Origin of the sequence: Brevibacterium linens, from assembly GCF_003999335.1 — a bacterium.
Taxonomy (GTDB): Bacteria; Actinomycetota; Actinomycetes; order Actinomycetales; family Brevibacteriaceae; genus Brevibacterium; species Brevibacterium linens.
In genome coordinates this window covers 3,574,114-3,588,819 of sequence record NZ_CP026734.1, presented here as the reverse complement: position 1 = coordinate 3,588,819, position 14,706 = coordinate 3,574,114, and the positions used below count along the sequence as shown (strand labels likewise).

At 62.4% G+C, this 14,706-nt stretch carries 11 protein-coding genes, 2 pseudogenes and 1 other annotated feature; of the genes and pseudogenes, 6 read left to right on the top strand and 7 right to left on the bottom strand.

The window, feature by feature from the left end; genetic code table 11:
- Nucleotides 1-30 precede the first annotated feature (30 nt).
- Nucleotides 31-1,701: an HNH endonuclease signature motif containing protein gene (locus tag CXR29_RS16205; RefSeq protein ID WP_127365090.1), complete on the bottom strand. Its 1,671-nt coding sequence runs from the start codon at nt 1,699-1,701 to the stop codon at nt 31-33.
- 262 nt (nt 1,702-1,963) lie between these two features.
- Here CXR29_RS16205 and CXR29_RS16200 point away from each other — a divergent pair, with 262 nt between their 5' ends.
- From CXR29_RS16200 to CXR29_RS16185, 4 genes are all read left to right on the top strand, one after another.
- Nucleotides 1,964-2,557 (top strand): hypothetical protein, encoded by a 594-nt coding sequence (locus CXR29_RS16200; RefSeq protein ID WP_127365089.1) that lies wholly within the window; start codon nt 1,964-1,966, stop codon nt 2,555-2,557.
- Nucleotides 2,558-2,624: 67 nt separating this feature from the next.
- Nucleotides 2,625-3,320, top strand: coding sequence for a hypothetical protein (locus CXR29_RS16195; RefSeq protein ID WP_127365088.1), 696 nt, complete (start codon nt 2,625-2,627; stop codon nt 3,318-3,320).
- Nucleotides 3,321-3,546: 226 nt separating this feature from the next.
- Entirely contained in the window at nt 3,547-4,203 is a 657-nt protein-coding gene (locus CXR29_RS16190) for a copper chaperone PCu(A)C (RefSeq protein WP_127365087.1), read from the top strand.
- Nucleotides 4,121-5,503 (top strand): Dyp-type peroxidase, encoded by a 1,383-nt coding sequence (locus tag CXR29_RS16185; RefSeq protein ID WP_241241500.1) that lies wholly within the window; start codon nt 4,121-4,123, stop codon nt 5,501-5,503. The genes CXR29_RS16190 and CXR29_RS16185 overlap by 83 nt, the downstream gene beginning before the upstream one ends.
- 58 nt (nt 5,504-5,561) lie before the next feature.
- Here the strand turns inward: CXR29_RS16185 and CXR29_RS17785 are convergent, their stop codons facing one another.
- From CXR29_RS17785 to CXR29_RS18090, 3 genes are all read right to left on the bottom strand, one after another.
- Nucleotides 5,562-5,825 carry an MGMT family protein gene (locus CXR29_RS17785; RefSeq protein WP_241241499.1) on the bottom strand — a complete coding sequence of 88 codons (264 nt, stop codon included), beginning with the start codon at nt 5,823-5,825 and terminating at the stop codon, nt 5,562-5,564.
- Between the two features lie 333 nt (nt 5,826-6,158).
- Nucleotides 6,159-7,553 (bottom strand): IS1380 family transposase, encoded by a 1,395-nt coding sequence (locus tag CXR29_RS16175; RefSeq protein ID WP_127365084.1) that lies wholly within the window; start codon nt 7,551-7,553, stop codon nt 6,159-6,161.
- Between the two features lie 250 nt (nt 7,554-7,803).
- Nucleotides 7,804-8,022, bottom strand: coding sequence for an integrase core domain-containing protein (locus tag CXR29_RS18090; RefSeq protein ID WP_127365083.1), 219 nt, complete (start codon nt 8,020-8,022; stop codon nt 7,804-7,806).
- Nucleotides 8,023-8,874: 852 nt separating this feature from the next.
- On the opposite strand from CXR29_RS18090, the pseudogene CXR29_RS16165 reads away from it, so the two are divergent.
- Together CXR29_RS16165 and CXR29_RS16160 are read left to right on the top strand one after the other, a co-directional pair.
- Nucleotides 8,875-10,075, top strand: a pseudogene (locus CXR29_RS16165) (IS110 family RNA-guided transposase).
- A gap of 207 nt (nt 10,076-10,282) precedes the next feature.
- Complete coding sequence (locus tag CXR29_RS16160; protein ID WP_127365082.1) at nt 10,283-11,608, top strand: IS1380 family transposase; 1,326 nt, start codon at nt 10,283-10,285, stop codon at nt 11,606-11,608.
- A gap of 171 nt (nt 11,609-11,779) precedes the next feature.
- Here CXR29_RS16160 and CXR29_RS16155 read toward each other — a convergent pair.
- The 3 genes and pseudogenes from CXR29_RS16155 to CXR29_RS16140 form a co-directional block, all read right to left on the bottom strand.
- Nucleotides 11,780-12,210, bottom strand: a pseudogene (locus CXR29_RS16155) (transposase); the annotation flags it as partial.
- Nucleotides 12,211-12,275: 65 nt separating this feature from the next.
- Nucleotides 12,276-13,510, bottom strand: a protein-coding gene (locus CXR29_RS16150) for an IS3 family transposase (protein WP_373270471.1) whose coding sequence is annotated in 2 segments (ribosomal slippage) — nt 12,276-13,225 and nt 13,225-13,510 — 1,236 coding nt in all. Because the reading frame shifts where the segments join, the coding sequence is not laid out codon by codon here.
- Nucleotides 13,104-13,232: a sequence feature (AL1L pseudoknot), on the bottom strand. It overlaps the preceding gene by 129 nt.
- A 286-nt stretch (nt 13,511-13,796) precedes the next feature.
- Nucleotides 13,797-14,276: an IS110 family transposase gene (locus tag CXR29_RS16140; protein ID WP_164742854.1), complete on the bottom strand. Its 480-nt coding sequence runs from the start codon at nt 14,274-14,276 to the stop codon at nt 13,797-13,799.
- Between the last annotated feature and the right edge of the window lie 430 nt (nt 14,277-14,706).

Genomic DNA, 14,706 nt, shown 5'->3' with positions numbered 1-14,706 from the left:
GGGCACAGCTGTCCCCTGAAAGTGGGGCGGCTATTTGTCGAACAGGGAGTCGACGATGTCGTCCGCGATGAAGCGGGCGTGGAGGATCGGCTTACGAGCCGGGTCCTTTGCGGCGGGCGGAACGTAGGCCGGTCGCCCGTCGAAGAGCATCACCGTGTCCCAATCGGTGCGGTCGAGCAGGTGGTGATGATGGCTGCAGAGCAGCGCGAGATTGTTGATCTCCGTCTTGCCGCCGAGCGTCCATGGAATCACATGGTTGGCATCGCACCAACCGGGAGGGGCGTCACAGCCGGGGAAGGTGCAGCCTCGGTCGCGGGCGGTGATCACTGCCAGCTGTCTGCGATTGGCGAAGCGCTGTTCTGTGGCCACCTGCATCGTCTTGGCCTTGTCGCTCATGAGGTGGAAGAACAGCGAGCCGTTGAGGCCGTTTCTCCTCAGTTCCTTGATGGGAATGGGATTGTCGGCGCCCGTGGTGCCGTGTCCCGTGCCTTTGGCCAGATCTTCGGCGGTGGCGTTGATGACGAGAGCATAAGGCGCTCCTGCAGCCGTCCGCTGTTTATCGATCGTGGTGACGAGGCCGGCGAATCGTTCGTAGATCCATTCACGTGCCGAGGGCTGTTCGGCGCTGACGTCGACGAAACCGCCGTCCTCACGAATGCCGACGCCGGGGGCGGCGGCCGGATTCCCGGTCGTGCGAGCTGCATCGAGATCGGGTTCCGGAACTCGCTTCGCGTCATACCGGTCGCCGGAGAGCACCGCATCGACGATCTCGAGCAGCTCTTCATCGGGCAGCGGCGAGCTCGTTGCCTCAGGAGCGGCGGTCTTGATGCCGGCGCCGCTCTCGTCAGCACCGGCGGTGTCGGTGCCGGCTTTGTCAGCGTTGGTCTTGTCGTCTTCTCCCGCAGCTTGGATCCGTGAGGTCAGCAGTCCGTTGAGAGTGCCCCCGGTGACGGGGTCGAGCAGCCCACGCAGCTCCCAGTCGCCGTTGGCCCTGGCACGCATGGACATGTTGTAAGCCGAGCGGTCGCTTGAGTCTTTCGGTTCTTCTCCGTCCGGGTCGATGTAGCCCATGAGTTTGCCGAAGATCTCGCGCAGGTCCTTGAGGCGGACCTTGGGTGCGTTGTCGACCAATCGTGTCTCGACGTCACTGCGGACGGCCTGACTGACCCACGTGGGCAGCTTGCGCATGCAGTCTTCGATGACAGACGCCTGGGCGGCGGAGATCGTGCCGGCATGGAGCGCATCCGCGACGACCGGGTAGAGAGGCGGCAGAGCCTGGCCGGCCATATCGACGCGTCCGCCGAGGTTCTTGGCCATATCGGTGCGGCGGTTCGCCTCCGCGCCGGTGAGGTTGAATCGGTTCTCGATGAGCGATTTCGTCGACTTGGCGCCGAAATCGCTGGGTGTTCCGACGCGTTCGCAGACGGAGAGTGCGAGCGTCGACAACGCGTCGTTGATGCGTGTGATCGCCTCGACCCCATCGGCGAGCATGATGGCCTGTTCCGGTCCCATGGGGCGATCGAACGTGCGCAGCTCATCTTTGAGGCTCATCAGCTGAGTGATCGAAGAGGTGACCTCGGGCGCAAAACGGCTGAGATCCGCCCACTCTTCGTCGGCCAGCAGCGGGTGACCGCTGGTCTGCGGGGAGTTGTCGGCGTTCCGAGCGGAATGATCGGAGCTGCGTTCGGGAGTGAGGGTCATGGGGATGATTTCCGTTCACCAACATCGTTGTTGTTGGAATCCAGTTTACTCTCCAAGGCAATAGAATGCCATAGAGAATCGAAAAAAAGTTCGAATAGATATAACGTGTTCGTCGATGTTCGATCATAGAACCATAGACTCTTGCCAGATGTCTGCAGAAGCGCATGCCGATGACTCGTGCTGCCTCCGGCCCACTTCACGGAGGCCTCCGCGGCAGTGTTCCGGCTTCGAAAGTGTCAGGCGGTCGTGGCACGATTGGAGTATGGATGCCCTGCTCCTCATTGATACCGACGACGCCAGCTACCCCAGCGATGACGCCATGGAGACCCTCGGCGATATCGTCACCCGGACCCGCGCTGTGGGCGGTGTGCTCATCTTCGCGTCGACGAAGGCCGACCTCGCCGACACTCCCGATGAGGAGCTGAGCATCTTCGTTCCCGACGAAGAGGATCTCGTACTCCGCTCCGAGAGCCCCGATGTGTTCGAAGGCATCGACGATCTGGCCGCAGGTCTGCATGACCTCTCCGTCGACCGGATCATCATCGCCGGCGCCGACGCCACCTCGGCCACGCCCGGCGCCGACGCCAACACAGGCGAGCCAGGCGCTGGAGCTGGCAGCGATGCCACTGACCCTGCCGCCGAAGCGGGAGGCGATGCCGACGCCAGCGCCTCCTCGGCGAGCACCCCCGGAGCCGTCTACGCCTCGGCGATGGCGGGCCTTGTGTGCAACTTCGACGTCGTCGTCCTCTCCGACTCCACCACAGATCCCAACGGAAAGCTTGTCACCTGGGGCGATGCTGCCGCTGGCGCCGGCGCTATGGTCAAGAAGACCGCCGATACCTGGCTGCGGATGTAGGCTCAGCCGCCTTCCCGAAAGTGTTCTACGTTGAGTAGAATGTGGGAGCGAGCTGAGAGGAGGACCCATGACCGGATGGACGAAGTCCGTGCGCGCGCTCTTCGCCGCTCTCTTCACGACCCTCCTCGCCCTGCTCATGCACCTCGCCGCCGGAGGCGGAATCTCGGTTCCCGGCACTGTGGTCGTCTTCGTCCTCGTCCTGTGGGCGGCGATGATCGTCGCCGGCAGGCGCCTGGGCTATCTCACTCTGGCCGGACTGCTCGGCCTCGGGCAGGTGCTCATGCACCTGACGATGAGCTGGTCCGCCCGCACCCTCGCCCATGCGGGGGCGCACACGGGAACCGCCCATTCCGGAACCGGTCAGACCGGGACCGCAGGGACCGGTTCCACCTCCGCCGAGGCGGCCCTCCACGCCCACGCCGGACACATCGTCCCGGCCCCGGGCTCCCTTGATCTCGGTCCGGCCGCATCCGCGCTCGGACATGCGAACCACGGTGCCGCCTCGGCGGGGATGATCATCGCCCACCTCGTCGCCGTCCTCGTCACCGCCGTGCTCCTCAAGCGCGGTGAGGACATCGTCCTCAGCATTCTGCAGCTGGCCCTGGGGCCGCTGATCGGTGCACTGCGTGCCCTCTCCGAGGCGGCCGGGGTCCTGGCCGACGAACCGTTCCGCAAGCTCAGCGCTTCGTTCCGACTGCCGCAGCCGGTCACCTCGGCGGTCGTCGGTCCGAACTATCGGCGCGGCCCGCCCGCACTCGTCTGACACCTCCCACGGCGATTCAATCGTCGTCTCGCACCCGTTCTCTGGGTGAACCCATCCATCATCGGGCGACCGACCCCTCAGCGGCGGCGACCCGACCCCTGGTGACAGTCGAGCCAATCCGCCGCATCAGCGGCAGAGACTCTGCGGCTCCAGGCTCGAGCCGATTGGCGAGCCTGCATGATCGACCCGTGCTCGACTGCACCTGAATGACGAAAGTGCAGACATCATGCGAAAGAACATCACCCTAGCCGTTGCCCTGCCCATCGCCGTCGCCATCGGCCTGGCAGGCTGCGGTCACGACGACAGCACGGCAGCCGGGTCGACGCAGGCCGGAGGCAGCAGCTCCGCCTCAGCGGACACTGTGGACAGCCGAGTCGACGCCGAGGCGCTCAGCCTCGACGGCGCCTGGGTCAAGGCCGCCGACGACGGAATGACCGCAGTCTTCGGCGAACTGAAGAACAACACCGACCAGGACATCACCCTCGTCGAAGCGAAGTACGCGGACGCGAAGATGGTCCAACTCCACGAAACCGAAGGCGACGGTTCCGGCGGAATGTCCATGCAGGAGAAGAAGGGCGGCTTCACCATCCCGGCCGGGGAGAGCCTCGACCTCGAACCCGGGGGCGATCACATCATGATCATGGGCCTGAAGAAGGCCATCAAGCCGGGCGAGCAGATCAGCCTCGACCTCGTCACCGCCGACGGCGAGACCGTCGAGGTCACTGCCGTGGCGAAGGAGTACTCCGGAGCCCAGGAAGACTACGCGCCCGGTGAAGCCGAAGGCTCCAGCGACGGCGAGAATGCCGACCACGCCGACCATGGCGACGACGAAGACCTCGGCGACGACGAGGGCTCCGACCACGGAGATCACGGTGACCACTGAGCCCGGTCGCCCCGGCTTCAGCCGCCGCGGTCTCCTGACCTCGGCGGCCGCAGCCGGCGGCGTCGGAATCGTCGGTGCCACGGGCGGATTCGCACTCGGCCGCGGCTCCGAATCGCAGGGCGCGAGCGCCGGTGACGGCGGGCCGTCTCGGCGAGATCTGGACGGGGCGAACGGGCCGCAGACCGAGCCGTTCTACGGCACTCATCAGTCCGGTGTCGAAACCCCGGCGCAGGCGTATGCGCACTTCATTGCGTTCACACTGGGGCCCGGGATCACGGCCGCCGAGGCGGTGCGCTGGCTGCGGCTGCTCACCGCGGATGCGGCCGCACTGACGCAGGGGCAGGCGCCGTTGGCCGACTCCGAATCCGAACTCGCCGTCGACCCCGCCCGGCTGACGGTGACTTTCGGATTCGGCGCCGCACTGGTGGCATTGGCAGGAAAGGACCATGTCCCGGACTGGTTGAAGCCGCTGGAGGCGTTCTCGATCGATCGCCTCGATGAGGACCGCTGCACGGGTGACCTGCTCCTGCAGATCTGCGGCGACGACCCGCTGACCTTGGCACATGCCAGGCGCATGCTGTTCAAGGACTCACGCTCATTCGCGAAGGTGGCCTGGCAGCGCGACGGATTCCGACGTGCCTACGGCAGCTCGGGGGAGGGGAAGACCCAGCGGAACCTCTTCGGTCAGCTCGACGGCACAGCGAATCCGGGGCCCGGATCCGAGGACTTCGCGCGGATCATCTGGGGCCAGGGCACCGAGACTGCGGACCCGGTGTTCTCCGCCCGCGGGGAGCCGCCGGCCGATCTCGGCGCGCATCTGCCTGTGTGGATGCGTGGGGGAACGACGCTGGTGCTGCGTGATATCGCGATGAACCTCGACACCTGGGACCAGGCCGACCGTCCGGCGCGGGAGTTCTCGGTCGGGCGGACCATGGACACCGGGGCACCGCTGTCGGGCAAGGACGAGTTCGACGTCCCGGACTTCACCGCCGTCGATGAGCGCGGGCTGACGAAGATCTCGCAGGTCGCGCATATCGCTCGCGCCCGCGACGGACTGGGTCCGGAGGCGCAGATCCACCGGCGCACGTTCAACTATGAGACCGGTGCCGGTGGGGATTCGGGGCTGCTGTTCGCGTCTTTCCAGGCCGATATCGAGCGGCAGTTCCTGCCGATCCAACGCCGCCTCGCCGAGGTGGACCTGCTCAACGAATGGACGACGCCGATCGGGTCGACCGTGTGGGCGATTCCGCCCGGAGCGACGGAGGACGGCTACGTCGGGCAGGAGCTGTTCGACGGGTGAGGAAGCGTCGCGGCCGCCGGGCCGATGACGGGCGCCGGGCCGATGAGTGTGACCGGGCTCAGAACAGCGGCTGCGGCAGGGCGCCTTCGAACTCGAGGAGGCGCCGCTTGGTTTCGAGCTCGTGCCCGGGCAGTCCGCCCGAGTACCCGCCGAGCCCGCTGCCTGCGACGACGCGGTGGCAGGGGACGATGATCGGGATCGGATTGAGTCCCATGATCCCGCCGACGGTCCGCGCCGGAATCCCGGTGCCGCTGGCTTCGGCGAGTTGCCCGTAGGTGACCGTGGTCCCCGCGGGAACCGCGTCGGCCAAGGTCGTCAGCACGATCCTCGTCTCCCGCCAAACTGCATTCTGTCTGCTCTTAGCGGAGTGGTGGCCATTCGCAAGCGTGTGCCCGTCCTTAGGTTGGGCACATGCTTGCGGGTACGTAGAGGCAACTTTCGGTGGCACCTTTGCAACGAAGCGGTGTGTAACCGCAGTGCATCTTAGCCTTGATCCACCGATCTGCTTGATGTCCGGGAGTTCGCTCGGGTTCGAGTACGAACGCGGTGAGTGGGCAGGAGGTAGTGTCCCGGTCTCTCACCGGTCTCTTCCACAAATGTTTCCCAAGGTCTCCTCCAGACCCTGCGGCGTCGTGCTCGAGCAGGAGCGGATCGGTCAGGACAATACTGTCCTTGGTGGGCTCAGCACTGCTTGCCAGAGTCGTGAGAATTCCTGCGCCCACGGCCATGCTCTGGGCAGGTGCAGGATCAGTTTCCTGGCCCGGTGAGCAATCCGGGCGGGGATGCCGATGATGCGTGTGCGCAGTGTCTGGGCACGCACTTTGCTCATTCGTCCACCAACGAGCCCGGCAGCAGCCCGTAGCAGGTTGTGAGTGATCGCTGCGATCGCGACCCAAGCGGCATTGGCGTTGAACACCCCGGAAGGCATATGCGCCAGCGCCCCGTTCTTCAGCTCCGCATTGATCTGCTCGATGATCGCGTGCCTGCGGTGGACTTGATCAGCAGCGACAGTGTCGAAACGATCCCGGTCGATGGTGGTGAAGAACGCGTGGTACCGGTACAAGTCGAACAAGGGATCCTGCCCACTCGCGCGTTTGGTCTCGTTGAGTTCAGGGATGCGGCGGACGATCAAGCGGCCGGTGGCGTGCAGAGCTTTCTTCTTCGAGGTGAATGCGGTGAACGGGACCTCGGCGACTTCAGCCTTGCTGATCCAGGTCTTGGTCTCTTCGTCGTAGATCGCTTCGGGGTATTCGATGCCTGTCCATGCGTCGTCGCTGATTGTTCCGATCGCTGCTTTGACTTTCTTGTCCATGCGCACCGTGATCGATACATGAGCCCCGGCATCCCGGGCGGCTTTGGCCACTTTAGAGGAATAGTACGCCGAATCAGCACGCACCAGCACCGGGGCACCGGAGCCGATTCGGGCCGTGGTGGCCAGGGCATCAGAGACGAGTTTGTCAGCACCCCGGGCTGACGAGGTCGAGCCTTTGCGCAGGCGCTGACCGACGATGATCTGCCTGGAGTCGCCAGTCGAGGCGGTGGCAAACAGTGCGTTGAGTCCGCGGCTGCCTTGGTAGCCGAACCCGGCGCCCTGTTTCCTCGCGGAGTGGACATCGATGATGGTGTCGTCGATATCGACGAAGATCATCGACGCCTGTGCGGTCTCCTGGTTGGTGGGCAGCAGTGGTGTGTGTTCGTTGAGGTTGGTCAGGAAGCGGGAGGAGATCGCGTCGAGTTGTCTGACGTGGCCGAAGGCGAACGAGCGCAGGAACGATCCCAGAGTCGAGGGCGCGTAGACACGGTCGAACAGATGTGTCATGCCGCCGTGGCGGACGAGGTTCATGTCATCGATCGAGTCGGCCCCGGCGGCCATTCCGCCGACGAGGGTGGCCAATTTCGCGGCCGGGTTCGCGCCCTTATCAGCCCCGGTGGTCGACACGGTCAACCTGTCGTCGGCGAGGTCCGGCAGGCCGGCGTTCTGGGCGAGGACCATGATCGGGACCAGCCCTGTGGTCGCGGTGAGGTTCTCATCGTCGAAGGAATGGGACACAGTCGCGGGTGTGTGGTTGAATAGCACCTGAGAGGTGCCCCTTTCTTGGCCGGGAATGTTGACTTTGAACATCACCATTTTCCCAGTTCAGAAGGGGCATTTCCATTCCACACGCGAGCTTGAACGGCTACTTACATCGGTGGATCAAGGCTTAGCCTCGAGTTTTCATGATTAGGATCGACCGGATGGTGGGCTGACAGAAGAAATGTCAAGCCCGGGGGGTTTCGTAGAGGCTCCTCTTCTTAGTTTCCTAAGCAGCCGCGGACTCTGTCGCGGACTGGTTGATCCACTCGGAACGGACTTCGAACGGTGGGCGGTAGTCAATCGCTGAATGCAACCGTTCCTGGTTGTACCAAGCCACCCACTTCGACGTCTCCGCTATCACCTTAATCAACCCCGACCACACCTTCCGGTCGATAAGCGGCTCTGCCTTGTAGACCGAGTTCAGTGCCTCAGCCACCTCATCCATTCGTGCAAGTCAGGCCGTACACTAATTCTACGGACCGGATTAGTGACCGAATTCCCCGCAAGGAAACTCTCTCACCAGCATGAATATCGGAGAAATCCTCGAAAGCGGTCTTGGAGAAGTAGGTCAGGATAAACGTACTGATGTCCGTATTCGTTGGAGTATTCGAGTAGTGGAAACCACTTGGGGCTGGACCCCCGCCAAACCATGGCGACCTACGGTAGTCGCGTCGCGCCCGAATGACAAAATCAGAAACAAATGCACTCCATAGCGGGAGAATCATTGGTGTGAGCCACACGGCCCACCGTGAAAAATCGAGGTCAGGTACTTAATTTCGCCACTGAGGCTAGGTGTGGTGAAAAAGCCATATCTGCTCCATGCGCACTATCGAAGTACCGTTGTGCACGTAGTTGCTTGAGAGCTGGAATCAATTGTTTATGGCTATCGAATGAAGCAATCGTGGTGGCTATGCAGTGGTCTTCAATGAGTCAAACTGCCATGGATCTTGTTGGGCTGCGAGGGTTAGGGCGTAATCGGAAAGAGAATGTTGAGAATATGCAGACCTGTTTCGATCTGTTAGTTGCTACTAACGGTCCCCGGTGGCCGGAGTGCTTACGGGCGGTGCCCCTATATTTATTCATAGGCCCCGCACGGAGTCTGGTCGCTGGTCCTGGTATGGCTTGGTTTCCCTGTCATTGATGATCCAGGGGTGTTGCCGCCAGGAATCCAGGACGCGCGTTGACTGCTGATAGGGGCTCGGCTCAATTGTACTGAGGTCTCGTCGTAACGTGGGTGCCAGCATTGGGTGTCATGACATACCTGCGACCATGGAACTGATGGTCGCGGAGGACTGTCATGAACACCGAATACGACGTCTGGCTCGGCCTCGACGTCGGCAAAACCAGCCATCACGGGTGCGGACTCGATTCGGCAGGTGAGCGAGTCTATGACCACGAACTCCCGCAGGATGAAGCCGCGCTTCGGGAAGTGATCACGACCCTGCAGGACGAGCACGGTCGAGTGGTCGTCATCGTCGATCAGCCCAACACGATCGGAGCTCTGCCCGTCGCGGTCGCCAGGGACTGTGGAGCCGATATCGCCTACCTTCCCGGGTTGGCGATGCGCAAGGCAGCTGACTTGTATCCGGGACAGGCGAAGCCGGATGCCCGGGATACGTTCATCATCGCCGACACTGCGCGCACGATGCCACATACGCTGAGGGCCGTCGATCGGGAGTCTGATGTCCTGGCCATTCTGAAGGTCCTGGCCGACACGGACGACGACCTCGCGCACGACACGACGAGAGCGATCAACCGATTGAGATCACTACTGTTGCAGATCCACCCTGCGTTGGAGCGTGTCTTCAAAGGAACCGTGCTGACGAGGGCGATTGTGCTGGATCTGCTGATTTGGTTCGGGGTCCGGCCGGTCTGCCTGCGGCTGGGAAGTCGGGGGTGAAGCGGTGGGCGAAGAACCATGCCCGCAAGGATCCGTCGGCGCTGATTGATGCGGTCTTCGAGGCTTTGGTTAAGCAGACGGTGATCGTGCCCGGGAGTGAGGCGTCGGAGTCTGTGGTGCCGCGGCACGCCGCCAGAATCAAGGCGCTGAAGGCTGAACGTGCTGAGATCGAGGCCGAAGCTGAGGGTCAGCGGATTCGCTCCCGCTTCTTCAGGTCTTAACGTCCATGCCGGGAATCGGCGTTAGGACCGCGTCCCAGATCCTCCTGGCAGCCGGAGACTTCTCTGCGTTCAAGCCTGCCGGCCATTTGGCCGCGTATGCCGGTACTGCCCCGGTCACGAGACGCTCTGGGACGTCGATTCGCGGTGAGTTCCCATCAAGAGCGGGCAACAAACGGTTGAAGAACGCGTTGTTCCACTCGGCTTGGGTCGCGTCGTGTCATGATCCTTTATCGAAGGCGTATTACGACCGGAAACGAGCTGAGGGAAAACGCCACAATGCTGCGGTGATGTGTCTGGCTCGTCGCCGACTCAACGTGCTCTTCGCGATGGTCAAGTCCGGGGCCGTCTACGAGGAGAAGACCCCAGTTGCGGCTTGACAATGAATGTAACGGGGGTTGCTCTGAGTCCGAGACTCACGCACTATTTCGCCCGAAGCCAGCTGAACATGGGGAAGCTTCTAATCCCTGATCCACCGTTTCAGTGGTGGCTGACGATGGTGTCCTGAATAGGAAATGTCCCTCTGACGTGGGAAAATAGTAGTGCTGAAGCCACTATCTACCACATGCCAGAAGGACACCTCGCAAGTGCAAGTCTCTCACACCTGTACACCCATCTTCGATGAGTCCAACCTCGTGTCGGCGGCCGGTTTGGCACCAGTGCTCGGTCTCGCCGAGCACGCCGGTTTGAGCCAGTCGTTGTCGGCGATGACGGTGGCATCACCGAACCCTGTGGTGAAGTCGCGGACACTGATCGCCGGAATGCTGGCAGGAGCCGATTCCATCGATGATCTCGACCTGCTGCGGGCCGGAGCCACGCCGAAACTCATCGGTGCTGTCCGGGCACCATCGACGCTGGGAACATTCCTGCGCTCGTTCACTCACGGACACGTCCTCCAAATCGCGAAGACGAACCGTGACCTACTCAGTCGTCTGCCGACAATGGTCCCGGCAGGCGAGGGGCCGATCATGGTCGACGTGGACGATACCATTCGTGGTGTCCACGGGCACCAGAAACAGGCTGCGGCGTTCGGCTACTCAGGAGCGCGGGGGCTGAACGCACTGCTGGTGACTGCCCACACGGAAGGGTCGGCTGCCCCAATAGTGCTCGAGTCCCAGTTGCGGCGGGGCAATATTCGCTCCGGAGATCACGCTGATTGGCACCTGGCCCGTGGACTGTCCACCATCGCCCGCATCGCCCCGGACCGACAGGTCCTCATCCGTGCCGATGCCGCTTTCTGCCAACGATCCAATATCACCACAGCCGAACAGGCTGGAGCCTGGTGGTCCTACACGATTCCGCAGTGGAAGACCGTGACAGCAGCGATCAGTAGCCTCGACGAGGACCGGTGGGAGCCAATTTCCTACCCGCAAGCGATCTATGATGACGAGTCCGGTCAGTGGATCTCTGATGCTGAGGTCGCCGAAGCAGCCTCGTTCACCGCTTTCACGTCGCGTCCGAAAGCCCAACGAGTGAAGTGCCGATTGGTGGTGCGCAGAGTCAAGGTCAAACCCGACTCCCAGGTGGCACTGTTTGCCCCCTGGCGGTATCACGCATTCATCACCAACAGTGACCTATCGAGGGTGGAGGCCGATCGCCGGCATCGCGGACACGCGATCGTCGAGCAAGTCATCGCTGAACTCAAGCAGGACCCTTCGGCGCACCTGCCATCGGGAAAGTTCGTGGCCAACCGAGCCTGGCTGGCGTTCGCGATCATCGCGTTCAATCTTGCCAGGGCTGCCGCACGTGCGGCGGGGATGGGGTTGGCGCGAATGCAGTCCCTGTTGAGGAAGATCGTTGCTATCCCAGCACGGTTGGCCAGGACGGGACGGAAAATCATCATTCATCTCCCGAGATTGTGGCCGTGGCAGGCTCAGTGGTCGCGGTTATGGAACGCGGCATCGAGTCCGTAGAGGCGACTACGTCCGTGCACGATGCCGCCCCGCGGGGCCTGATGAGGAAACTGTGAGTGGAAGTACCAGACGAGTGGGCTGGCCCGTTGGTGTACCCGCCTGCCATCACACTTCGACTACATTGACAGTTCCGCCCCAGAAAGTCCTTGACGGTGGATTCTCAATGATTTGTCAAGCGGTTTTCGAGGTTCCGGGAGCGATGGGCTCGAACATCCGATTGTCGCGGAGGAGCGCCCACAAGACGTCGACGCGTCGGCGTGCGAGTGCGATCACGGCCTGAACGTGCCGGGCACGGTGAGCTCGCTTCTTCAAATAATAGTCACGGTTAGGTCCAGGCCTCATCATGGCAACCTGAGCGGACATATAGAACACGCGCCGTAACTTACGTGAGTACCGCTTGGGACGGTGCAGGTTCCCGGTGCGACGGCCGGAATCGCGGGGCACGGGCACCAACCGGCAGCAGAGGCGAGTCGACCTGCGTCTGCATAGCCATGGAGGTCGCCCGCTGCGGCGACCAGCTCCGCGCCCAGGACAGGCCCCATCCCGGGTAGTGATTCGATGATGTCAGCCTGCGGATGGGTGCGGAATGCCGTCGTGATCTTCGAGGTGTCAAGCCCCGTGTTTGATGGAGAGTTTTCTACTTGGAATTCATCGGCTCACCCACGAGCTACGCAGCCCGTGGCATCGTGCTGAGATGATCGGCTCGGAACGCGGCGGGAGTCGCCCCACCAAGTGCTCCGTGGGGCCGGTACGTGTTGAACCAGTGCACCCACTGCGCCGTGGCGATCTCGACATCATCAATACCTTTCCAGGGACCCTTGTTCCGGATGAGTTCGGCCTTATAGAGTGAATTCAGCGCTTCAGCGAGGGCGTTATCGTATGAATCTCCTTTCGACCCGACAGACGCGACTGCATCTTGCTCAGCCAGGGCCTCGCCATAGCGAATCGCTCGATACTGGACCCCGCGGTCCGAGTGATGCACCAGCCCAGACAGGTCGTGACCAGCACGTTTACGCTGATAGATCCCCATCTGCAAAGCGTCAAGAGCCAACTCGGTATGCAACGACCTCGAGACCTGCCAGCCGACGATCTCGCGATTGAACACGTCGGTGACGAACGCGACGTAGACCCACCCTGTGAACGTGTGCACATAGGTGATATCGGCCACCCACAGCCGGTCAGGAGCGAAGGCTTCGAAGTGCCGATCGACGAGATCGGCCGGGCAGTTCTCCCGCGGTGCTGACCTCGTAGTGTTCGGTGCCTTGGCCCTCTTGATCCCGTGTAGATCGAGGTCTCTCATCAGGCGCTCGATCGTGCAACGGGCCACATGCCCGCGACCATGCGAGTCAGGTTCGCGGTTGAGCACGATATGCATCTTCCTGGCTCCGAACGCATCGTAATTCTTCCCGTGCACAGTGCTGATCTCTTCTTTCAATACCTCGTCACGTTTCTGTCGAGCCGAGGCTGGTCGATGTTTGCGGGCATAGTAGGTACTCGGAGCGATCTTCACGCCGGCAGCACGCAGCGTGGCACAGATCGGCTCGACTCCGAGTTCGTCCTTGTGCTCGTCGATATACGAGCAGACTACTTCGAGGGGCGGTCGAGCTCCGCCGCGAAAAAAGCCGAGGCCGACTTCAGGATTTGGTTGGCCCGGCGCAGTTCCCGATTCTCCTTCTCGAGGTCCTTGATGCGCTGGGCTTCAGCGGTGGTAGTGCCGGGGCGGTCGCCGGCATCGACCTGGTCCTGATTGACCCAGGACCGCAGTGTTTCTGGGTTCACACCGAGTTGGTCGCCGATCCGGCGGAAGACGCCGCGGCGGGCACCAGGGTCAGCTTCGAGGGCGTCGAGGACCATGCGGACTGCTCGTTCGCGTAGCTCGAGGGGGTACTTCTTTTGGGGCATGACAGGGAAGTCCTTTCCGTGGCTTCACTGTCTCCATTATTCCCGGGGCGAATCAAGGTGATGGTGCTGATGCGCTCATCAAGGGCCAGGAGCTGCTCGGCGAGTTCGCCAACGATGTCGGCTGCGACGTCCTCGCCGGGCACGACCGTGTGCTGGGCGTGGGCGGCAGCAACAGCCTGTTCGGCGACCTGTCTGGCCGTGCGAGCCTTCCGGACCGAAAGCCACGCGGTCAGACGAGTCCTGCCCATGCGACGGATCGCCGCCGGCGTCTGATAGCCAGTCAACATCAGGAGGCACCATGATTGTGAGAGTAGTCGAAGGCACGTTCCAGCGTCGGGAAGTACCCGAGTAGCACGTCACGCAACCGGTTCACCATTCGCACTCGATCCGCAACCAGGTCCGCCCGGTGAGTCACCAGCAGTTGTAGTTGGGTGACCAGCTCTGATGGCACGTCGACCTCGGTCAGATCGCCGCGATGACGGAGGGTTTCAGCCATCACGTACGCGTCCCGGGCATCGGTCTTTGCCTCGCCGCGGTACGCAGTAGCCATCCGATTCACGATTCGCCCGGGTGCGTACCGGACGCGGTGTCCGTGCGCGGCAAGCAACGCCAACAGTAGCCCCGACATCGTGCCTGTCACATCCACCGCCCACACGGACTGTTCTGCCAGCCCGGCCACGTGGTCGATGGCTTCAAGGATCGCCTGCTCGTCGTTGGCGACTTTCCTCGACCAGATGCTTGTCCCGTCGTCATCGATCAGGCACACCAGTGGTGACCTTTCCCGATGTCGACGCCGACCCAACCGTGTTCTATTTGTGGCGTCTTCGTGCCAGTCTCCAGACCTTGACCTACGACGGTTCTCGGCCCGAAGGACTCCCCGCTGGCGGATCCGTAAACAGCGACCAGAACGCGCATCTCAATCAGCAGTCGAGGCACCCCGGAGGGCCGGGCGGCCAATCCACCGGAGCCATTAAACGGCAATCAAGGCTCAGCCACACCCCGCCCTCCCGGGCCACTTTCAAGCTTACGGATCAGGGCTAATGCACACCTTAAAACGCAGAAAGAGGTTTGTGAATTTGAAAAAGAATGAAAAATCTCGTGTTTGCCGAAATTGTAATTCAACTGGCGCAATAGGGAAAGTCAAACACCTGCCACCAGGACTTGTAGTGTTCATCGGTCGGCAGGTGTTTGACTGT

What these genes read in the sequence shown, in the direction of transcription:
- CXR29_RS16205 (WP_127365090.1), bottom strand. Translation starts at nt 1,701, where the DNA reads ATGACCCTCACTCCCGAACGCAGCTCCGATCATTCCGCTCGGAACGCC.
- CXR29_RS16200 (WP_127365089.1), top strand. Translation starts at nt 1,964, where the DNA reads ATGGATGCCCTGCTCCTCATTGATACCGACGACGCCAGCTACCCCAGC.
- CXR29_RS16195 (WP_127365088.1), top strand. Translation starts at nt 2,625, where the DNA reads ATGACCGGATGGACGAAGTCCGTGCGCGCGCTCTTCGCCGCTCTCTTC.
- CXR29_RS16190 (WP_127365087.1), top strand. Translation starts at nt 3,547, where the DNA reads ATGCGAAAGAACATCACCCTAGCCGTTGCCCTGCCCATCGCCGTCGCC.
- CXR29_RS16185 (WP_241241500.1), top strand. Translation starts at nt 4,121, where the DNA reads ATGCCGACCACGCCGACCATGGCGACGACGAAGACCTCGGCGACGACG.
- CXR29_RS18090 (WP_127365083.1), bottom strand. Translation starts at nt 8,022, where the DNA reads ATGGATGAGGTGGCTGAGGCACTGAACTCGGTCTACAAGGCAGAGCCG.